General features: G+C 71.3%; 18 protein-coding genes. 9 read left to right on the top strand and 9 right to left on the bottom strand.

The genetic code is table 11. From position 1 onward, the window contains the following. Window positions 1–15 precede the first annotated feature (15 nt). From AC07AG_RS22135 to AC07AG_RS22160, 6 genes are all read right to left on the bottom strand, one after another. The gene (locus AC07AG_RS22135) at window positions 16–441 is read right to left on the bottom strand and encodes a hypothetical protein (RefSeq protein ID WP_478756921.1); all 426 of its coding nucleotides are present in this window, start codon (window positions 439–441) and stop codon (window positions 16–18) included. An 11-nt stretch (window positions 442–452) separates the two neighbouring features. Then, window positions 453–1871: a purine-cytosine permease family protein gene (locus AC07AG_RS22140; RefSeq protein WP_478756923.1), complete on the bottom strand. Its 1419-nt coding sequence runs from the start codon at window positions 1869–1871 to the stop codon at window positions 453–455. An 80-nt stretch (window positions 1872–1951) separates the two neighbouring features. Further along, window positions 1952–2887 carry an ABC transporter substrate-binding protein gene (locus tag AC07AG_RS22145; RefSeq protein WP_478757076.1) on the bottom strand — a complete coding sequence of 312 codons (936 nt, stop codon included), beginning with the start codon at window positions 2885–2887 and terminating at the stop codon, window positions 1952–1954. 20 nt (window positions 2888–2907) lie between these two features. Further along, window positions 2908–3579 (bottom strand): ABC transporter permease, encoded by a 672-nt coding sequence (locus AC07AG_RS22150; RefSeq protein WP_478756925.1) that lies wholly within the window; start codon window positions 3577–3579, stop codon window positions 2908–2910. 1 nt (window position 3580) lies between these two features. Further along, the gene (locus tag AC07AG_RS22155) at window positions 3581–4228 is read right to left on the bottom strand and encodes an ABC transporter permease (RefSeq protein ID WP_249589497.1); all 648 of its coding nucleotides are present in this window, start codon (window positions 4226–4228) and stop codon (window positions 3581–3583) included. Then, window positions 4225–5394 carry an ABC transporter ATP-binding protein gene (locus AC07AG_RS22160; protein WP_478756927.1) on the bottom strand — a complete coding sequence of 390 codons (1170 nt, stop codon included), beginning with the start codon at window positions 5392–5394 and terminating at the stop codon, window positions 4225–4227. The genes AC07AG_RS22155 and AC07AG_RS22160 overlap by 4 nt, the downstream gene beginning before the upstream one ends. A gap of 152 nt (window positions 5395–5546) precedes the next feature. Here AC07AG_RS22160 and AC07AG_RS22165 point away from each other — a divergent pair, with 152 nt between their 5' ends. The 5 genes from AC07AG_RS22165 to AC07AG_RS22185 all read left to right on the top strand — a co-directional run bounded on the left by AC07AG_RS22165 (window position 5547) and on the right by AC07AG_RS22185 (window position 9361). Further along, entirely contained in the window at window positions 5547–7118 is a 1572-nt protein-coding gene (locus tag AC07AG_RS22165) for an aromatic amino acid ammonia-lyase (RefSeq protein WP_478756929.1), read from the top strand. Then, window positions 7115–7948: a MurR/RpiR family transcriptional regulator gene (locus tag AC07AG_RS22170; protein WP_249589500.1), complete on the top strand. Its 834-nt coding sequence runs from the start codon at window positions 7115–7117 to the stop codon at window positions 7946–7948. The genes AC07AG_RS22165 and AC07AG_RS22170 overlap by 4 nt, the downstream gene beginning before the upstream one ends. Window positions 7949–8015: 67 nt before the next feature. Next, window positions 8016–8270 carry a hypothetical protein gene (locus AC07AG_RS22175; protein WP_478756931.1) on the top strand — a complete coding sequence of 85 codons (255 nt, stop codon included), beginning with the start codon at window positions 8016–8018 and terminating at the stop codon, window positions 8268–8270. Further along, window positions 8267–8683, top strand: a complete 417-nt coding sequence (locus tag AC07AG_RS22180) for a type II toxin-antitoxin system VapC family toxin (RefSeq protein ID WP_478756932.1) — start codon at window positions 8267–8269, stop codon at window positions 8681–8683. The genes AC07AG_RS22175 and AC07AG_RS22180 overlap by 4 nt, the downstream gene beginning before the upstream one ends. 90 nt (window positions 8684–8773) lie before the next feature. Further along, window positions 8774–9361: a hypothetical protein gene (locus tag AC07AG_RS22185; protein WP_478756934.1), complete on the top strand. Its 588-nt coding sequence runs from the start codon at window positions 8774–8776 to the stop codon at window positions 9359–9361. On the opposite strand, the gene AC07AG_RS22190 is transcribed toward AC07AG_RS22185, so the two are convergent. Beyond that, window positions 9362–10732: an APC family permease gene (locus tag AC07AG_RS22190; protein ID WP_478756936.1), complete on the bottom strand. Its 1371-nt coding sequence runs from the start codon at window positions 10730–10732 to the stop codon at window positions 9362–9364. A 112-nt stretch (window positions 10733–10844) separates the two neighbouring features. Next, a complete protein-coding gene (locus AC07AG_RS22195) occupies window positions 10845–12185 on the bottom strand; it encodes a type III PLP-dependent enzyme domain-containing protein (RefSeq protein ID WP_478757078.1) in 1341 nt (446 codons plus the stop codon). Window positions 12186–12474: 289 nt separating this feature from the next. On the opposite strand from AC07AG_RS22195, the gene hutU reads away from it, so the two are divergent. The 4 genes from hutU to hutI all read left to right on the top strand — a co-directional run bounded on the left by hutU (window position 12475) and on the right by hutI (window position 18066). Continuing rightward, window positions 12475–14139: a urocanate hydratase gene (hutU, locus tag AC07AG_RS22200; protein WP_478756937.1), complete on the top strand. Its 1665-nt coding sequence runs from the start codon at window positions 12475–12477 to the stop codon at window positions 14137–14139. 17 nt (window positions 14140–14156) lie between these two features. Then, a complete protein-coding gene (locus tag AC07AG_RS22205) occupies window positions 14157–15353 on the top strand; it encodes an allantoate amidohydrolase (protein WP_478757079.1) in 1197 nt (398 codons plus the stop codon). Further along, entirely contained in the window at window positions 15350–16702 is a 1353-nt protein-coding gene (locus AC07AG_RS22210) for a formimidoylglutamate deiminase (protein ID WP_478756939.1), read from the top strand. The genes AC07AG_RS22205 and AC07AG_RS22210 overlap by 4 nt, the downstream gene beginning before the upstream one ends. A gap of 191 nt (window positions 16703–16893) precedes the next feature. Further along, window positions 16894–18066 (top strand): imidazolonepropionase, encoded by a 1173-nt coding sequence (hutI, locus tag AC07AG_RS22215; RefSeq protein WP_478756941.1) that lies wholly within the window; start codon window positions 16894–16896, stop codon window positions 18064–18066. On the opposite strand, the gene AC07AG_RS22220 is transcribed toward hutI, so the two are convergent. Then, a complete protein-coding gene (locus AC07AG_RS22220; RefSeq protein ID WP_478756942.1) occupies window positions 18059–20095 on the bottom strand; it encodes a hypothetical protein in 2037 nt (678 codons plus the stop codon). The genes hutI and AC07AG_RS22220 overlap by 8 nt on opposite strands. Window positions 20096–20129: the final 34 nt, after the last annotated feature.

Raw genomic sequence — 20129 nt, forward strand, 5'->3', positions numbered from 1 at the left:
CCGGGGGGCGCAACCTCAGTCGTCCCACTCCGACTTCCGCTCGCGGTCCCTGCGGCCGCGCCCGAAGTTCATGCCCCGCATCGAATGCACCGCGTTCACGCCGACGATGCCGCCCCAGGTGACGAAGAGGCCGGGCAGGTCGGCGTTGACCACGCCGATCGCCGAGAGCGGGATCGCGAGGATCAGCGAGACGATGCCGAAGCCGAAGCGCTCGCCCCAGGAGTCCACGGCGCCGTTCGGTGCGCGGGAGCCGCGGGCGACGACCATCTGCTGCTCGGCCATGTGCCGGCGCATCCGCCGGTCGATGGTGCCGTCCAGGCGCTGCTCGACCTTCCCGAGGAAAGAGTCGACCAGCGCGGACTCATACTCTTCGCCTAGCTCTCTGCGGGCGTGCAGAGTGGCGTCGAGTTCTTTTTTGAGTTCGGCGTCACGGGCTTCCATAGTCTTTTACGTTACGCAGCCGACGCGGGCGTGACAGTGGGGCTATCCCCCCTTTCTCGGTCCGTCGGGATGTGCGACGTGTCGCGGCGGGCGAGGAGCCAGTACAGGGCCGCGGGGACCACCAGACCCACGATCCACGAGATGTCGGCGCCGCCCAGCGGATCCACCAGCGGGCCGGTGTAGAAGTGCGTCACCAGGAAGGGGAGCTGGGCGAGGAGTCCCACTCCGTAGACCGTCAGCGCGTCCCAGCGCCAGGCTCCGTAGCGGCCGTGGGGGTCGGAGAGCGCCGGGATGTCGTAGCGCTCCTTGGAGATCAGGTAGTAGTCGACCAGGTTGATCGCCGACCACGGCGTGAAGAACGTCAGCAGGAACAGCAGGAAGTCCTTGAAGGACGTCAGGAAGCTGTCCTTGCCGAGCAGCGCCACCACCGTGCCCGCCACCATGATCAGTGCGATGTACGCCGCCCTGCCGCGCGGCGAGAGCGTCTTCTGGCCGCGGAATCCGCTGATGCTGGTCACCATCGACATGAAGCCGCCGTAGGTGTTGAGCACGTTGATCGTCAGCTTGCCCAGCGCGATCACGAAGTAGAGGAACGACGCGATCAGGCCCGCGCCGCCCAGGCCGACCACGTATCCGACCTGGTTGGTGAGGAACGCGTCGCCCGCGCTCGCCGCCACGAGCACGCCGAACGTCATCGACCACTGCGAGCCGAGCGCGGAGCCGGACAGGGTCCACCAGAACGTGGCCCGCCCCGATGTCGTACGCGGCAGATAGCGCGAGTAGTCCGCGACGTACGGGCCGAAGGCGAGCTGCCAGGACGCCGAGAGGGAGACCGCGAGCAGGAACATCGGCAGGTCGAAGTGCGCGTCGCCGAGCAGCGCCGATATGTCCACGCGGTCCAGGAGCCGGATGCCCAGGTAGATGAAGGCGAGCGCGCAGATCACGCTCGCCACCCGGCCCAGGACGTGGATCACGCGGTAGCCGACCGCCGCCACCACCGCGGTGATCACCGCGAAGATGATGATGCCGGTGGTGTCGTTCGTGTGCGTGAGCTGGGCCGTGGCCTGTCCGGCGAGCACGCTGCCGCTGGCGAAGAAGCCGACGTACATGAGGATGACGAGCAGGAGCGGCACGACCGCGCCGCGCACCCCGAACTGGGCGCGGGACTGGATCATCTGGGGCAGGCCCAGCTTCGGGCCCTGCGCCGAGTGCAGGGCCATGACCGCGCCGCCGAGCAGGTTGCCGAGCAGCAGGCCGATCACCGACCACACCACGTCGCCGCCGAAGACGACGGCGAGCGCGCCCGTGACGACCGCGGTGATCTGCAGGTTGGCGCCGAGCCAGAGGGTGAACTGGCTGAACGCCGTGCCGTGCCGTTCGTCGTCGGGGACGACGTCGATGGAGCGCCGCTCCACGAGAGTGTCTGCCATGATCCGGTGAACTCCCTGCTGCTGTACGAACTGCCTTGTGTCGGTTACTTGTTGCGGTCGGCTGCTTCTGGGTGATCCCGCTACTTCTTGGCGATCCCGTGTCGCGCCGCCCAGTCGTTCGCGACGTCCTCCGGGTCCTTCTTGTCCTTGTCCACCAGGCGGTTGAGCTCGGTGAGGTCCTTGGTGGTCAGCGCGTTGCCGAGGCGGCCGAGCGCTGCCCGGACCGTCGAGTCGGCCTTGCGGTCGGCGATGAGCGGGACGACGTGCTGGCCGGGGATCAGGTTCTTGGGGTCGGTGAGCACGACCCACTTCTCGGCGATGATGTCGGTGTCGGTGGTGAAGAGGTTCGCGACGTCGACGTCGCCCTTCTTCAGGGCGCCCTTCACCAGCGGGCCCGAGGAGTCGAGTGACTTGAACTCCTTGAACTCGACCCCGTAGACGTCCTTGAGGCCCACGGAGCCGACCGTGCGCTTCTTGACCTCGGGCGCGGCGCCGATGACGAGCTTGCCGTTGTGCTCGGCCAGGTCCGCGAGGGACTTGAGGCGGTACTTCTCGGCGGTCTCGCGGGTGACGACGAAGGCGTCGGAGTCCTCGGCCTTGCCGTAGGGGAGGATCTGCAGGCCGCGCGGCAGGGCCATGGCGAGTGCGTTCTGCATCTCGCCCTCCTCCGTGGCCTTCGCCTTGGTGTCGAGGTAGTGCAGGAGGGCGCCCTGGTACTCGGGCAGGAGGTCGATGTCGCCGCCCTTGAGGGCGGGGATGAGGATCTCGCGGGTGCCGAGGTTGGGGCGGACCGTGGTCTTCACGCCCTCCGCTTCGAGCGCGGCGGCGTAGAGGTATCCGAGCACCTGGTTCTCGGTGAAGTTGGCGGTGCCGATGGTGACGCCGTTCTTGCTGGAGCCACCGCCGCCACCGCCGGATCCTCCCCCGTCGAGGGAGGTGATGCCGCCGCTGCAGGCGGCGAGCGCGGGGACGGACGCGGCGGCGAAGAGTCCGCCGAGGAGATTCCTGCGGTTCATGGGGGCCATCTGGTGTGCTCCTAGGCCGACTTGGCGGGGCGGTGGCGGAAGAGGGCGCGCTGCAGTCCGGAGAGCGCGAGATCGAGTACGACGGCGACGAGCGCCACGAGCACGGCACCGCCGAGCACCTGCACGAGGTCGCGCTGGGCGAGCCCGTCGAAGACGTACCTGCCGAGCCCGCCGAAGGAGACGTACGCGGCGATGGTGGCGGTCGCGACGACCTGGATGAGCGCGAGCCGGAGCCCGGTCATGATCAGGGGGAGCGCGAGGGGCAGTTCGACCTGGAGGAGGACCTGGTGCCAGCGCATGCCCTGGCCGCGCGCGGCGTCCCGCACCTCCGGGTCGACGGCGGTCATCCCGGCGTACGTGTTGGTCACGATGGACGGCACGGCGAGGGCGACGAGCGCGATGTAGACGGGCCACATCGAGAGCCCGCTCGCGAGGAAGACCAGCACGACGAGGCCGACCGTGGGCAGCGCGCGCCCGAAGCTGGAGAGGTTGATGGCGAGGAACGCGCCGCGCCCGGTGTGCCCGATGAGCAGGCCGACCGGAAGGGCGATGGCGGCGGCGATGAGGGTCGCGAGCAGCGAGTACTGGAGGTGCTCGGCGAGGCGGTGCCCGATGCCGTCGGAACCGGCCCACTGCTCGCCGCTGACCAGCCAGGCGCCGAGGTCCTTGAAGAGTTCGTACATGTCACGCGCTCCTCTTGCGGCGGGTCCAGGGCGTCAGGACGTACTGGAGGGTGACGAGCAGCGCGTCCGCGACGAGCGCGAGGAGCAGGGTCAGGACGACGCCGACGATGACGGGGGTGGGGAAGTTGCGCTGGAACCCGTCCGTGAAGAGCTGGCCGAGGCCGCCGTCGCCGATGTAGGTCGCGACGGAGACGAGGGAGATCGCCATGACCGTCGCGATCCGTACGCCCGCCATGATCACCGGCAGTGCGAGGGGCAGTTCGACGGTGAGGAGGGTGCGCAGGGGCCGGGTGCCCATGGCCTTCGCGGCTTCCTTCGTCTTGGCGGGGACGGAGTCCAGGCCCTCGACGGTGTTCCGCAGGAGCACGACGAGCGTGTAGATCGTCAGGCCGATGACGGTGGTGGTGCGGGTGAGCCCGCTGACCGGCAGGAGCAGCACGAAGACGGCGATGGACGGGATGGTGAAGAGGATGTTCGACAGGCCGAGGAGCAGTCCGCGCAGGGGGCGCACGCGGTGTGCGACGACGGCCAGGGGGAGCGAGATGAGCAGGCCGAGGAGTACGGCGGTGAGGGCGGCCTGCAGGTGGGAGAGCGTGAGGGTGGTGAGGTCGTCGGTGTGGTCGGATATCCACGACCAGTCGACGCTCACGCTGTGCGCTTTGCAGTAGCGGGGCCAGGGGTGGTTTCCGTGGGTTCTGCCTCGGGGCCGCCGTCCTGGGTTGCTCGCGCCCGCGCGGCGGAGCCGCACATGTCAGAGCCCCGCGCCCCTGACGGGGCGCCCTCGCGGCCTTGCTCGTGGGCTGTCCCCGCGTGGTCGTGGATGTCGTCGCGGGACGTCACCCCGGTCAGGATGCCCTCGGCGTCGACTCGGGCCACCAGGCCGCTCGGGGCGGCTATCGACTCGTTCAAAGCCGACAGGAGCGAGTCCGTGTCCCGCAGGGGGCGTACGGGGACGTCCGCCGCGTCGCCGTCCTTGTGCCGCCACGAGACCGGAGCCCCTGCCGCGTCCAGGCGCAGCGTCCAGGCGCCGCCCTCGGGGGCCGGGGCCTTGGGGACGTCGGCCAGCGTGGTCAGGGAGAGCAGCTTGAGGCCGCGCTCGGCGCCCAGGAAGTCCGCGACGAAGTCGTCCGCCGGGCGGGCCAGGAGCTCGGCGGGGCTCGCGCACTGGACGAGGTGGCCGCCGGTGCGGAAGACGGCGATGCGGTCGCCGAGCCTGACCGCCTCGTCGATGTCGTGCGTGACGAAGACGATGGTCTTGTTCAACTCCCGCTGCAGGCGCAGGAGTTCGTCCTGGAGCTGGGTGCGGACCACGGGGTCGACCGCGCCGAACGGCTCGTCCATCAGGAGTACCGGCGGGTCGGCGGCCAGTGCGCGGGCCACGCCCACGCGCTGCTGCTGGCCGCCGGAGAGCTGGTGCGGGTAGCGCTTCCCGGCGTCGGCGGCGAGGCCGACCGTGTCCAGGAGCTCCGCTGCCCGCGCCCGCGCCTTCTTGCGGCCCCAGCCGAGCAGCAGCGGCACGGTGGCGATGTTGTCGAGGACGGTGCGGTGCGGGAAGAGCCCGGACTGCTGGATCACGTACCCGATGGAGCGGCGCAGCTCGGCGGCGTCCTGCTCCAGGACGTCCTTGCCGCCCACCCTGATCGTCCCGGAGGTCGGATCGACCATCCGGTTGATCATGCGGAGCGTCGTCGTCTTGCCGCAACCGGAAGATCCGACGAGGACGGTCACGCCCCCTTCCGGCATCTCAAGTGTGAGGTCGTCGACCGCGGTTGTGCCGTTCGGGAAGCGCTTGTGGACCGTGTCGAATTGGATCATGAGGAGTCCCTTGCCCGGCTGTATATCGTCATGCAGAGTTCTCGTTGACTGAATAGATTGTCAATAGCTTGTCCACGCCCCGGCGTAAATCACTGGTTACGAGTGGTCGCAGGGCAAGACGGAGCGTCCGGGTTGAGGAGGAATTACGAGTGATGTCGTCTCGTATCGCGGACAGGGCGACCGGCAGAGCACCTGACGACAGCGGCTCGGTCGTCGTCCTGGACGGCCGCGGACTGATGGTCGCAGATGTCGTACGTATGGCCGAATCCACCGCAAAGCCCGTTCCTGGGACGGACGGCATGAAGCGCGTGGAGGCTTCCTGGGACGCGGCGCGGGAGATCGCGTCCTGGGGTCGCGTCTACGGCCGCTCCACCGGCGTGGGCGCCAACCGGAACGAGTCCGTGCCGACCGAGGCGGCCTCCGACCACGGCCTGCGCCTGCTGCGCAGCCATGCCGGGGCGATCGGCGACGAGCTGCCCGCGCGGCAGGTGCGCGCGATGCTCGCGGTCCGCGCCAACCAGCTCCTCGCGGGCGGCGCGGGCCTGCGCCCGACGGTCGTCACGGCGCTCTGCGAGGCCCTGGAGACGGGCGCGTACCCGAAGGTCAACGAATTCGGCTCGGTCGGCACCGGCGACATCGCCGCGCTCGCGCAGATGGGCCTCGCCCTCGCGGGCGAACACCCCTGGCAGGGTGCGGGCGCCGCCCCCGCCCCGCAGCCCCTCGACAACAACGACGCCCTCGCCCTGATCAGCAGCAACGCCCTCACCCTCGGCCAGTCCGCGCTCGCCCTGCACGAACTGCGCGGGCTCGTCGCGGCCACGCAGGTGGTGGCGGCGCTGACCTTGATGGCGGTCGACGGTTCCTACGAGGCGTACGCGCTGCCCGTGCACGAGGCGCGGCGCCACGCGGGCTCTTACGCGGTCGCCGAACGGATGCGGCAGATCCTGGGCGCCCCCGATCGCCCCACGCCGCCGCTCGGCCGCATCCAGGACCCGTACGGCCTGCGCTGCGTGCCGCAGATCCACGGCCCCGCGCACGACGCGGCGGACGCGCTCGAAGACGTCCTGACGGTCGAGATCAACGCGGCCGCCGAGAACCCGCTGATCTCGGCGGAGGACATGGCGGCGTACCACCACGGCGGCTTCTACATGGCCCAACTCGCCCTGTCCCTCGACCACTTCAGGCTCGCGGTGACCCAGGCGGCGCGCCTGTCGACCTCACGCCTCTCGACCCTGAACGAACCGGGCTTCACCCGCCTGCGCCCGTTCCTTGCGGACGGCGAACCGGCGTCGTCCGGCGTGATGATCCTGGAGTACGCGGCCGGCGCGGCCCTCGGCGACCTGCGGGCCTTCTCCGCGCCGGCCTCGCTCGGCCACGCGGTGCTCTCCCGAGGCGTGGAGGAACAGGCCAGCTTCGCCTCGCTCGCGGCGCGGCAGACGCTGCGGGCGTGCGAGGCGTACCGCCTGGTGGTCGGCTGCGAACTGGTCGCGGCCATCAGGGCGTTGAGGCAGCGGGACATGCGGATCGACCCGGAGCTGCCCGTCGGCCGGGCCTTCGAGCTCGCGGACGCGGTCCTGGACGCGGAGCTGGCCGACCGGCCGTTGACGGATGATGTGACGGCGGCGGCCGGGCTGCTCGACCGGTTCACCGAACTGTGGCTGGACCTCGGGTCCGTGGGCGGAACGGCCTTTGAGAGTCAGGGTGTTGTGAGGGGAACGGTATGAGTGACAGTCCTGCGGCGCGGCTGCAAGTGCTCTTCGAGGGGCACCGTCTCACGCCCACGCAGCGGCGCATCGCGCATTGCATGGTGCGGCGGGCGGCGGACGTCCCCTTCCTGTCCAGCGTCGAACTGGCGGAGCTCGCCGGGGTGAGCCAGCCCTCGGTGACGCGTTTCGCGGTGGCGCTCGGCTTCGACGGCTATCCGGCGCTGCGGCGGCACCTGCGGGAGCTCGCGCCCGCGGAGGCGGCGGGCGAGGCCTCCCTCAACGAGTACCAGCAGGCGGTCGAGGCGGAGATCGCGAACCTCCGGAACCTGGCGGAGGTCCTCGCGGACCCGGCGCCGGTGGAGCGCGCGGGGCGGATCCTCGCCTCGTCCCGCCCCCTGCCCGTCCTCGGGCTGCGGGCCGCCGCGTCCCAGGCGTACGGCTTCTCGTACTTCGCGGCGAAGGTCCACCCCGACGTACGCCTCCTCGACGCGGGCGGCACGATGCTGGCGGACCGGATCGACGCGGCGGTACGGGCCGGGGCCTCGGCGCTCCTGTGCTTCGCGCTGCCCCGCCACCCGCGGGAGGTGGTGGACGCGCTGGCCTACGCGCAGGGGGCGGGCCTCTCGGTGGTCACGGTGGCCGACTCGGCGTTCGCCCCCGTGGCGGCCCACTCCGACCTCCTGCTCCCGGCAGCGGTCGGCACGGGCCTCGCCTTCGACACGGCGTGCGCGCCGATGCTCCTCGGCCGGGTGCTCCTGGAAGCCATGTGCGACGGACTTCCGGACGCGCAGGCGCGGCTGGAGGAGTTCGACGCGGGGGCGGCGGCTCGGGGGTTGTTCGTGGAGTGAGGGGCTCCCAAGGGTGAACGCCCGGTGACCGCGGCCGGGGGATGACCCTTCGGCGTACGCTCGGAGAATGACCGCTGCAGAGGACTATGAGCACCTCAAGCACCTGATCGACCGGCTGCCACCGGAGAAACTGCGGCACCTCCGGGTCGTCGTGGACGCCGACCCGGAGATCGCGCCTTTCGCGGAGGACGCGGACGCTCTGCCTCCGGCGATCGAGCGGCCGGGGTTCGCCGCGTTCGCCGGGATGGGGCGGTCAGGTCACACGGATACGGCACGCAGGCATCGTGAGCTGATCGCGGAGTGGAGCGACGAGACCCGGTGAAGTGCCACCTTCTGGACACGGGTGTCCTCTACGCGATCGCCGATGAGGACGACGACGATCACGCGCAGTGCGTGGCGCACGTCAGTTCCCTGCGCGGGCGTCTGCTGGCGCCCGCTCCCGTGGTCGTCGAGACCGCCCAGCTCATCGAGCGCAGGCTCGGCCCCGACAACGAAGCCGTCTTCCTCGACCTGTTCGCGGCAGGGACTCTGGAAGCGGTCGAGCTTGCCGCCGAGGACTATGTGCGCATCGCCGAACTGGTCCGCAAGTACGCCGACTTCCCCCTCGGCACCGTGGACGCCTCCGTCGTCGCCGTCGCCGAGCGCCTGCGTCTCGCCGAAGTGGCGACGCTCGACCGCCGTCACTTCTCCGCCGTCCGGCCACGGCACGTGCAGGGCTTCACGATCCTGCCCTGAGGCGTCCGTCCCTCAGGCTCTCACCGTCCCCTCAGATTCCCCCGCTAACCTCCTGCGCCACAGCAGCGGCAGACGGCCAGGGAGGGTGACGTGGGGCGCGGTGGGCAAGGGCTTGGCAGGGTTTCCGTGGTGGTGCGGGCGGGGGCCCTGCCCTTGTGGTGGGCCGGGGTTCTCGCCGCGGGGGTGGGGGTGTTGCCGGGCGGGGTCACCGGGCGGCGTATCGGCGTGCTGACCGGGGCCGCCCTGTTCATCCTCACGGCGGCCACCGTCACGTACGGCCGCCGGAAGAAGTACACCGCCCTCACCGGCGAGGCCACCCGCGCCGCCAAGCAGGACATCCTCCAGGACCGCGCCGTCACCGTACGCAACTGGCGCCGCGCCCACCGGTGGTGGATCGCTGCCGGGTTCCTCGCCGCTCTGGGGAGCTCCGCCGTGATTCCCGCCGCCGGCGGCATGGTCATGGCCGGAGCGGGAGCCGGGCTCTGGGGCAAGGCCGCCTGGCTCGGGCGGCGCGAGCGGGAGCTCGACGCGCTCCTGTGGGTGCGCGTCGACTGGCTCGGCCGCCGCGCCGGAGCTCCCGCGGGCAAGGGCGTGAAGGGCTACCGCTCCACCGGCCTGTCCGCGGGAGACGCCGCCCCGGGCGGCGCCCGGCGCCGCCCGCAGCGCGTGAGCGCCTGATCAGGCCTCGCCCTGCGTCTTCATCACCACCTTGTTGACCACCCACAGGACGATGCCGATCGCCACGAGCACCCCTGCCCGGATGTAGACCTCCGCGGGCCGGTCCGCCAGGGGACTCGCCAGGATCAGGGCGGTGATCGCACCGAGCACGGGCAGCACCGTCGGCGTACGGAAGTGCTCGTGGTCCACGCGGTCCTTGCGCAGGACCAGGACCGCGATGTTGACCACCGCGAACACGCACAGGAGCAGGAACGCCGTCGTGTCGCCGAGGCCCTCGATCTCGCCCGTCGACACCAGGCCGATGGCCAGGACCGAGACGAAGACGATGCCCACCACCGGCGTGCGGCGGCTGGGCAGCACCCGGCCCATCGCGCGCGGCAGGATGCGTTCGTTGGCCATGCCGTAGCAGAGCCGGGAGGCCATCATGATGTTGATCAGTGCGGAGTTGGTGACCGCGAACAGGGCGATCAGGGCGAAGAGTTTGTGCGGGAAGTCGATGCCGCCCGCCTTCACCACTTCGAGGAGCGGGCCGCTCGATCCCTCAAGCACCTTGTAGTCCACGAGCAGGGACGACACCAGCGCCACCAGGACGTAGATCGTGCCCGTCACCGCGACCCCGATGAAGATCGCCCGCGGGAACGTACGCGTCGGATCCTTCGTCTCCTCGGCCATGTTCACCGAGTCCTCGAAGCCGACGAACGCGAAGAAGCCGAGCGCGGTCGCCCCGAGCACGCCCGTCATCAGGGCGTAGGCCGTGCCGTCGCCCCCGGCCTCGAAGTCCGTCAGGCGGGACGGTTCACCGTCCCCGCTCAGGACCGCGTACGCGCCGATGGCGAGGATGATGGCCAGGCCCGTCAGCTCGACGAGCGTGAGGACCACGTTCGTCTTCACCGACTCGGCCACGCCCCGCAGGTTCAGCGCCGCGAGCGCGAGGATGAACAGGATCGCGACGAGCGTCGGCGGGAGCGCGTTGCTCGTCAGCTCCCCGAGGTAGTCGCCGCTGAAGGCGCGGGCCGCGGCGCTCGCCGACGACAGGCCCGAGCACATCACCATGAAGGCGATGATGAAGGTGAGGAACGGGACCTTGAAGGCCTTCTGCGTGTAGAGGGCGGCGCCCGCCGCCTTCGGATACTTCCCGACCAGCTCGACGTACGACGCCGCCGTCAGGATCGCCACGACGAAGCCGATCGCGAACGGCAGCCACAGCGCGCCGCCGACCTTTCCCGCGACCTTGCCTGTGGTGGCGTAGATGCCGGTGCCGAGGATGTCGCCGATGACGAAGAGGATCAGGAGCTTGGGGCCGATCGCGCGCTTCAGCGCGGGTTCTTCGGCGGGTGGTGGAGTGGTGGTGGGCGTGTCGGACGTCGTCACAGGATCATCTCCCCCGAGGGTGTGCCTGGAGGGACCATCTGCCCCGTGAGGGCAGTGACAATGCGGGAGTTGAGGAACCTCAGAGGAACTTCAGGGTGAGGACCGGAGCGGCTCAGAGGTCGCGCAGCGCGTCCCGCCGCTCGCCCCCCGACTCCGCGACGATCTCCTCCAGGGTCTGCGGCTCCCGCACCGTGGCGAAGGTGACCTGCTCCGCCGACCCGGCCGCTCCCGCCGCGAAGCCGTAGATCCCGGGCCGCGCAAGGCTGTTGTACGAGTAGTGGTGCGCGAAGTAGTACGCGCCCGTGTCCAGGACCGCCGCGTAGTCGCCCTGTTCGAGCAGCGGCAGCGGACGGTTCTCGGCGAGCAGGTCGCCCGCGAAGCAGGCCGGGCCCGCGATGTCCTGGCCGACGGGCGGTCCGCTCTTGGGGCGGCCCTTCGCGTCGAACGCGGCGATCCGCAGCGGCCAGGACGCGGGCGCGTACACCGTGCGCGCCGCCACCTGGACGCCCGCGTGCGTCACCGCGATGGGCCGGGTGCCCGCCGACTTGGCGTACTCGACGCGGGCCAGGATCGTGCCGTGCTTGGCGAGCAGGGAGCGGCCGAACTCGGTGACCAGGCCGTACCGCCCGTCGAGCAGGCCGGGGACGCGGGACTTCAGGCGGCGCGCGTACTGCGCGTGCGTCGGGCTCTCCTCGTCCGAGCCGAAGTTGACGGGCAGGCCGCCGCCGATGTCGATGGTGTCGATCTGCTGCCGGCCGGCCCGTTCGTTGATCTCCTCGGCCAGTTCGTACGTCGCCGACACGCCCCGCACCATCAGCTCGAGCGGCATGCCCTGCGACCCGGAGTGGGCGTGCAGCCGGGTCAGCCAGGGGCGGTCCAGATACGCCTGGACGATCCACTCGCGGGCACCCTCGTCGCGCAGCGCGACCCCGAACTTGGAGGTCGCCGTCGCGGTGGACAGGGCGCCGATGGAGCCGCCGCCGATCTGCGGGTTCACGCGCAGGCCGATGGGGGAGCGGGTGGGCGCGGAGCGGGTCATCGCGTCGATGCGGGCGAGCTCCTGCGGGTTGTCCGCGTTCACGGCGATGCCGAGCGCGAGGGCCTCGCGCAGCTCGGCCGGGGTCTTCGCGGGCGAGTCGAGGACGGTGTGCGTGGGCGGCACGCCGGCGGCCCGCGCGAGGGCGAGCTCCCCGGGGCTCGCCACCTCGGCGCCGATGCCCGCGTCGCGCAGCAGCCGCAGGACCGGCACCAGGGGTGAGGCCTTGACCGCGAAGGCGTGCAGGACGGGCGTGCCGGGCGGTGTGACCGCCTCGAAGGCGGCGCGCAGGGCGGTGGCGGACGCGCGGATGCCGGTGACGTCCAGGAGGCCGACGACGGGGGACGCGGGGTCGAGGATGCCCTGCTCGACGGCGGCGCGGACGGCCTGGTCGCGCCGGGCCGCGGAATCCGCCATCGAAGCGGCGTCCGCGTCCGCCGGGGGAGCCTCCGGTGGAGCCACCGCCGTAAGGCGTCGCGTGGCGGCTTCCGGGTCCGTGCCCGCCTGGGATGCCGCCTCGGATGCGTGTGCGGTCTCCGTGCCCTGATCGCTCATACGTTCCAGCCAATCATCCGTGACGCGCTCCCGCTGCCCTGTCAACGTATTGACTAGCTCTATTCAACGTCGCAGGATGTGAATAACAAGGTCACAGCAGAGCAGCGCAACTGATCTTCACCAGCAGAGCGTCACGCTAGGAGGCATCGCCATGTCAGGACCCCGCCCCGTACGGGCACCGCGCGGTACGGAACTGAGCGCCCTGGGATGGCAGCAGGAAGCCGCCCTGCGCATGCTCCAGAACAACCTCGACCCCGAGGTCGCCGAGCACCCCGACAAGCTCGTCGTCTACGGCGGCACCGGCAAGGCGGCCCGCGACTGGCGCTCCTTCGACGCGATGGTGCGCACGCTCAAGACCCTCAAGCAGGACGAGACGATGCTCGTCCAGTCAGGACGCCCCGTCGGCGTCATGCAGACCCACGAGTGGGCCCCGCGTGTCCTGATCGCCAACTCGAACCTCGTGGGCGACTGGGCGAACTGGGAGGAGTTCCGGCGCCTGGAGCAGCTCGGCCTCACCATGTACGGCCAGATGACCGCCGGTTCGTGGATCTACATCGGCACACAGGGCATCCTCCAGGGCACGTACGAGACGTTCGCCGCCGTCGCCGCGAAGAAGTTCAACGGAACGCTCGCCGGCACGATCACCCTCACCGCCGGGCTCGGCGGCATGGGCGGCGCCCAGCCGCTGGCCGTCACGATGAACGACGGCGTCGCCATCTGTATCGACGTCGACCCGCGCGCCATCGAGCGCCGCATCGAGCACAAGTACCTGGACGTGAAGGCCGACTCCCTGGAGCACGCGCTCCAGCTGGCCGTCGAGGCGCGCGACGCCCGCCGTCCGCTCTCCATCGGCCTGCTCGGCAACGCGGCGGAGCTGCTTCCGCGGATGCTGGCCGAGGGCGCCCCGATCGACATCGTCACGGACCAGACCTCGGCCCACGACCCGCTCGCGTACCTCCCCGTCGGCGTCGACTTCGACGACATGGCGTCGTCCGCGGCGAAGGACCCGGCGGGCTTCACCACCCGCGCGCGCGAGTCGATGGCCCAGCACGTCGAGGCGATGGTCGGCTTCATGGACGCGGGCGCCGAGGTCTTCGACTACGGCAACTCGATCCGCGGCGAGGCCCAACTGGCGGGCTACGACCGCGCGTTCGCCTTCCCCGGCTTCGTCCCGGCCTACATCCGCCCCCTCTTCTGCGAGGGCAAGGGCCCGTTCCGCTGGGCGGCGCTCTCCGGCGAGGCCTCGGACATCCACAAGACGGACAAGGCGCTCCTCGACCTCTTCCCGGAGAACGAGTCCCTGCACCGCTGGATCAAGATGGCGGGCGAGCGGGTCCACTTCCAGGGCCTCCCGGCGCGCATCTGCTGGCTCGGCCAGGGCGAGCGCGACAAGGCGGGCGACATGTTCAACGACATGGTCGGCAACGGCACCCTCGCCGCCCCGCTCGCGATCGGCCGCGACCACCTCGACTGCGGTTCGGTGGCATCCCCGTACCGCGAGACCGAGGCCATGCTCGACGGCTCCGACGCGATCGCCGACTGGCCGCTCCTGAACGCCATGGTGAACGTCGCGTCCGGCGCCTCCTGGGTCTCCATCCACCACGGCGGCGGCGTCGGCATGGGCCGCTCCATCCACGCGGGCCAGGTCTCGGTCGCCGACGGCACGAAGCTGGCGGGCGAGAAGATCCGCCGCGTCCTGACCAACGACCCCGGCATGGGCGTCATCCGGCACGTGGACGCGGGCTACGACATCGCGGAGTCGGTGGCGGACGAGAAGGGCGTACGGATCCCGATGCGCGAGGAAGGCACCGCGTGAGCGACACGTTCCACGCCATGTGGCGCTCGCTGCGGCCCATCGGCCGCAGCGACGCCTCCGGCGGCTACCGCCGTTCCGCATGGACCGGCGCCGACGCCGAGTGCCGCCTGTGGTTCCAGGCGCAGGCGGAGGCACGCGGTCTCGACCACGAGGTCGACCGCAACGGCAACCAGTGGGCCTGGCTCGGTGACCCGTCCCGGGGCGACGCGGTCGTCACCGGCTCCCACCTGGACTCCGTCCCGGACGGCGGCGCCTTCGACGGCCCGCTCGGGGTCGTCTCCGCCTTCGCGGCGCTCGACGAACTCCGCGCACGGAAGGTGGCATTCCGCCGTCCCCTCGCCATCACCAACTTCGGCGACGAGGAGGGTGCCCGCTTCGGTCTGGCCTGCGTGGGCTCACGGCTGACCGCGGGCAAGCTCACGCGCGAGAAGGCGTACGAGCTGACCGACGCGGACGGGATCACGCTGCCGCAGGCGATGGAGGCCGCGGGGTACGACCCCGAGGCCATCGGCCCCGACCCCGAACGCCTCGCCCGCATCGGCGCGTTCGTCGAGCTCCACGTGGAACAGGGCCGGGCCCTGGACCTCTCCGGCGACCCCGTGGGCATCGCGTCCGCGATCTGGCCGCACGGCCGCTGGCGCTTCGACTTCAGGGGCGAGGCCAACCACGCGGGCACCACCCGCCTGGTGGACCGCCGCGACCCGATGCTGACGTACGCGGAGACGGTCCTGGCGGCCCGCAGGGAGGCCGAACTGGCGGGCGCGGTGGCCACCTTCGGCAAGATCTCCGTCGAGCCGAACGGCGTCAACGCCATCCCGTCCCTGGTCAGGGGCTGGCTGGATTCGCGGGCTGCCGACCAGTCCACCCTCGACACGGTCGTGACGGGCATCGAGAAGGCTGCCCGCGAGTACGCGGACCGGCACGGCATCGACCTGGACGTCGTACGCGAGTCGTTCACCCCGGTCGTCGAGTTCGAGCACGCCCTGCGGGACGAGCTCGGCGCGATCCTGGGCGGGGAGCGGGCGATCCCCGTCCTCGGCACGGGCGCCGGACACGACGCGGGTATTTTGTCCGAATCGATCCCCACCGCCATGCTGTTCGTACGGAACCCCACGGGCATCTCGCACTCCCCGGCCGAGTTCGCCGCCGAGGACGACTGCCTGACCGGGGTGACCGCACTGGCCGACGTACTGGAAGGGCTGGCGTGCAGGTGACGACTCGGACTTACTGGCTGGAGCATGCCTGGCTCGACCCGACGGTGGAGCCGGGCGTGGCGGTGGAGGTGACGGGGGACCGGATCACGGCCGTCCGCAGGGGCGTCGACGCGCCGCCGCCCGGCGCGACGGTCTTGCGCGGCCTGACGCTCCCCGGCCTCGCGAACGCCCATTCGCACGCCTTCCACCGGGCGCTGCGCGGCACGGTCCAGGTGGGCTCGGGCACGTTCTGGACGTGGCGCGAGGTCATGTACTCGGTGGCGGACCGCCTGACGCCACAGACGTACCACGCGCTGGCCAGGGCGGTGTACGCGGAGATGGCCCTGGCGGGCATCACCACGGTCGGCGAGTTCCACTACCTGCACCACGGGCCGGGCGGCGTCGCCTACTCCGACCCGAACGCGATGGGCGAGGCGCTGATCCAGGCGGCGGCGGACGCGGGCATCCGCATCACGCTCCTGGACACGGCGTACGTGGCGTCGGGACTCCTGACGGAAACGCGGGGCGAACCCCCGAACCGCCACCAGCTGCGCTTCTCCGACGGCACGACGGAGGCATGGGCGCAGCGGGCCTCGGAGCTCAAGGACCGCGCCCACGCACGCATCGGTGCGGCGATCCACTCCGTACGGGCAGTGCCCGCACGGCAGTTGGGAGTGGTGGCGGAATGGGCCTCGGCCCGCAGCGCACCCCTCCACGTGCACCTCTCCGAGCAGACGGCGGAGAACGAGGCGTGCCAGGCGGTGCACGGCCGCACTCCCACCCGTCTCCTGGCGGACCACGGCGTGCTCGGCTCCCGCACGACGGGCGTGCACAACACGCACCTCACGGACGAGGACATCGCGCTGCTCGGCCGCACGACGACGGGCACGTGCATGTGCCCCACGACGGAGCGCGACCTGGCGGACGGCATCGGCCCCGCGGTCCGCCTGCAACGGGCGGGAAGCCCCCTGTCGTTGGGCAGCGACAGCCACGCGGTGATCGACATCCTCGAAGAGGCGCGGGCCATGGAGCTGAACGAGCGCCTGCGCTCGCACACGCGCGGCCACTGGACGGCGGCGGCGCTCCTGCGGGCGGCGACGGCCGACGGGCATGCGGCGCTCGGCTGGTCGGAGGCGGGCGTGATCGAGGTCGGCGCGCTGGCCGACTTCGCCACGATCGCGCTCGACTCGGTCCGCACGGCGGGCCCGCTGCCGCGCCTGGCGGCGGAGACGGCGGTCTTCGCGGCAACGGCGACGGACGTCCGCCACACGGTGGTGGGCGGCCGCCATGTCGTACGGGACGGGGAGCATGACCTGGTGCCGGACGTGCCGGGGGCGCTGGCGGAGGCGGTGGCGGCGCTGCGAGATTGACGCCGGACCGAACCGCCGCTGCGCGGCGGATGTTTCCCGCCCGCCCACCCGACACCCCGCGGTTGCCGCCCATCCCGTCGGCAGGTTCCCGGCCCGGCCGTGGCAGCCAAGGCCCTCGCGCCCAGCGAGTTTTCGGGAAGGGGCGGGGTTGGGGAAAAGACCCGTCCAAACCTCACCTCCCGGAGCCAGCCATGCCCACCACCCTCATCACCAACATCGCCAGCCTCGTGACGAACGACCCCTCGCAGGGGGACGGATCCCCCCTGGGCCTCCTCACGGACGCAGCCGTGGTCCTGGACGGCGAGACCATCGCCTGGGTAGGCCCCGCCGCCAAGGCCCCCGCGGCGGACACCACCCACGACGCACACAACCGCGCCGCCATCCCCGGCTTCGTCGACTCGCACTCCCACCTGGTCTTCGCGGGCGACCGCACCCAGGAGTTCAACGCCCGCATGTCGGGCCGCGCGTACTCGGCGGGCGGCATCCGCACGACGGTGGCGGCGACCCGAGCAGCCACGGACGCCGAGCTGGAGGCGAACCTCACGCACTACTTGGCGGAGGCTCTGCGCCAGGGCACGACGACGTTCGAGACGAAGTCGGGCTACGGCCTCAACACCGAGGACGAGGCCCGCGCACTGAGGATCGCGGCCCGCCACACCGAGGAAGTCACGTACCTCGGCGCCCACATCGTCTCCCCGGACTACACGGAGGACCCGGCGGCCTACGTCGACCTGGTCACCGGACCCATGCTGGAGGCCTGCGCCCCGCACGCCCGCTGGATCGACGTCTTCTGCGAGAAGGGCGCCTTCGACGGCGACCAGGCCCGCGCGATCCTGACCGCAGGCAAGGCGAAGGGCCTGCACCCCCGCATCCACGCCAACCAGCTCTCCTACGGCCCCGGCGTACAGCTCGCCGTGGAGCTGGACGCGGCATCGGCGGACCACTGCACGCACCTCACGGACGCGGACGTCGACGCCCTGGCGAACAGCGACACGGTGGCGACACTGCTCCCGGGCGCCGAGTTCTCCACCCGCGCCGAGTGGCCCGACGCCCGCCGCATCCTGGACGCGGGCGTGACGGTGGCCCTCTCCACGGACTGCAACCCGGGCTCGTCCTTCACGTCCTCCGTGCCGTTCTGCATCTCCCTGGCGGTACGGGACATGGGCATGACCCCGGACGAGGCGATCTGGTCCGCCACGGCGGGCGGCGCGGCGGCCCTGCGGCGCACGGACATCGGCGTCGTACGCGAAGGCGCCCGCGCCGACCTGGCCCTCCTGGACGCCCCGAGCCACGTCCACCTGGCCTACCGGCCGGGCGTTCCGCTGGTGAGCGAGGTGTGGCAGCGGGGCATCCGCGTCAGCTGACGCGCGGGGGAGGCCCTTCGAGGGCCTGCAGGGTCCCCGCGGGCAGCCGGTCGTCGCCCCAGCTGCGCTCGATGTAGCCGATGATCCGCGCGATGTCCTCGGCGGGCACCCGCTCCGGTTCGCCGTGCTCCAGGGGGTCGGCGTGGAAGATGTAGAGCCGCGAGGCGAACTGGTCGAACGGCAGGGAGGCCTCGCCGAACCGCTCGCCGTTGCCCGCGGTGGAGACGACGACGCCGTCGCCCCAGTCCTGGCCGCTGTCGTTGTTCGGGTTGAAGAAGTACACCCGCATGACGTCCTGCGGGTCCGGCGCGGCCCGCAGGATCGTGATCGCGTGCCAGCCGACGTAGCGGGCCGCGCTGTCGGTGACGGCGACGCCGGCCGGCTGCGGATGGATCAGCGGCTGCTCGCCGTTGTACGACGGGTGGTAGCTGGTGTGGAACTGCCGCAGGAACTCGTCGAGACCGACCAGGTTCCCGGTCGCGACGTCGACGTTGATGTGGAACCCGCGGGCCGCCCACCAGCCGTGGAACTCGGGGTTGATCCACCGGTGCGGGTCCCCTGGCCGCTCGGCGCAGCGCCGCCCCATCTCGGCGTAGATCCGGTCCAGGTGGGGCACCACGAGCAGCGACACGGGGTCCAGGTCCATCGGGGGCGTGCTCGCGACGCCGGTCGCGCTGTCCTTCGACGAGATCGGCTGCCCCTCGAAGTGCATGAGGATCTCGTCGTCGCGGGCCGCCCAGACCACCATCTGCAGCAGGTAGTCCGGGTCGTTGTAGGACCACATCGACAGCGCGCGGGCCGACTGGCAGGTGGGGTTGTCGCCCTGGCCGACGCCGAGCGGCTGGCCCAGCATCGAGAGCACCCCGGCGACCAGCCGCGCCCGCGGCCCCGGCACATCGCCGAACACCGTCGTCAGCCGCTCCCGCGCGGCCGGGGAGAGCTCGAGCGACAGCTGGCGCCACAGCGCGGGCACCACCGGCGGCTCGTAGAGGATGCCGCGGTCGAGCAGCAGCGCGAGGCCGTAGACGCTCTGCGCGGTCTGCGGGTGCACGGCCACCTCGATCAGCCGGTGCACCAGCTGGCTGTAGCGCATCAGGCAGTTCCGGCCGGTGTCGGAGAGACCGAGCGCCTCACCGACGAGGTAGTCGCTCTCGCGCAGCAGGAACCTGAGCAGTTCCGCGTGGTACGGCGAGACCAGGCCGGTGTCGTGCATCGCCCGCGCGAACCCCGTCGCCTCGTACTGCAGGCCGCCGGTGTCCATCGCCTCCAGCCGGGAGCGGAAGACGTCGATGCCCGGGTCGTCCCGGCACGCCTCGGTGGTCCCGAACAGGCTCGTGATGAGCCGGTCGATGCCCTGCCCCGACGAGACGCCCAGAGCGACGTCCGGGTCGTTGCGGTAGACCGCGATCCGGGTGATCAGGGCCTGCACCGCCTCGACCTGGATCGGACGCTGGCGCAGGATCCGCCAGATCTCGTCGACCAGGTTGTCCAGGACGCTGTCGTAACCGATCTCTTCGGCGAGGTGGCGGAACAGGTCCCGGATGAGCTGTGCGGTCCTGCCCTGCTGGGTCCGCTCCGCCTCGCTGGGCGGGCCGAACAGCAGATCCAGGTTCGTGGCAAGGACCTGGGAGAGGAACTGGCGGGCGTCGTCGGCGGGCAGGGTCGGGTGTACGAAGTCGCCGCGGGCGACGGCGAGCATCCGCAGCTCACTGGTCGCCTCCATGACGACGGTGTCCGCGTTGCCGCTGTGCAGGCCGGGGCCGACCAGCGCCGGGACGAGGATCTCCGGTGACGCCCAGTCCGTCTCGTGGAAGAGCCCGGCTTCCTCAAGGGCCTGCGCCCTGGCCTGGACCGCCGCGGCGCCGCCCGGCTGCACGAGCACCCGCCGCAAGGCTTCCAGGAGCCGCCGCAGCTTCGTGTGCTTGCCGAAGTCGCGGGTTTCGGCCATGGCCTGGATGGCGTCGTCGAGTGAGGCCACGCGCTTGTCCAGCGTCGTGGCCGCACGGTTGACGTCGACGGTCGGTTTCAAAGCGTTTCCCTCGGGTTGGCCTCCTGCGTCCACG

This window comes from Streptomyces sp. NPDC044044, assembly GCF_056434405.1.

Bases quoted from the DNA above. Each gene is read 5' to 3' on its own strand.
- AC07AG_RS22135 (WP_478756921.1), bottom strand. From the start codon at position 441: ATGGAAGCCCGTGACGCCGAACTCAAAAAAGAACTCGACGCCACTCTG.
- AC07AG_RS22140 (WP_478756923.1), bottom strand. From the start codon at position 1,871: ATGGCAGACACTCTCGTGGAGCGGCGCTCCATCGACGTCGTCCCCGAC.
- AC07AG_RS22145 (WP_478757076.1), bottom strand. From the start codon at position 2,887: ATGAACCGCAGGAATCTCCTCGGCGGACTCTTCGCCGCCGCGTCCGTC.
- AC07AG_RS22150 (WP_478756925.1), bottom strand. From the start codon at position 3,579: ATGTACGAACTCTTCAAGGACCTCGGCGCCTGGCTGGTCAGCGGCGAG.
- AC07AG_RS22160 (WP_478756927.1), bottom strand. From the start codon at position 5,394: ATGATCCAATTCGACACGGTCCACAAGCGCTTCCCGAACGGCACAACC.
- AC07AG_RS22165 (WP_478756929.1), top strand. From the start codon at position 5,547: ATGTCGTCTCGTATCGCGGACAGGGCGACCGGCAGAGCACCTGACGAC.
- AC07AG_RS22170 (WP_249589500.1), top strand. From the start codon at position 7,115: ATGAGTGACAGTCCTGCGGCGCGGCTGCAAGTGCTCTTCGAGGGGCAC.
- AC07AG_RS22175 (WP_478756931.1), top strand. From the start codon at position 8,016: ATGACCGCTGCAGAGGACTATGAGCACCTCAAGCACCTGATCGACCGG.
- AC07AG_RS22195 (WP_478757078.1), bottom strand. From the start codon at position 12,185: ATGGCGGATTCCGCGGCCCGGCGCGACCAGGCCGTCCGCGCCGCCGTC.
- hutU (WP_478756937.1), top strand. From the start codon at position 12,475: ATGTCAGGACCCCGCCCCGTACGGGCACCGCGCGGTACGGAACTGAGC.
- AC07AG_RS22205 (WP_478757079.1), top strand. From the start codon at position 14,157: ATGTGGCGCTCGCTGCGGCCCATCGGCCGCAGCGACGCCTCCGGCGGC.
- hutI (WP_478756941.1), top strand. From the start codon at position 16,894: ATGCCCACCACCCTCATCACCAACATCGCCAGCCTCGTGACGAACGAC.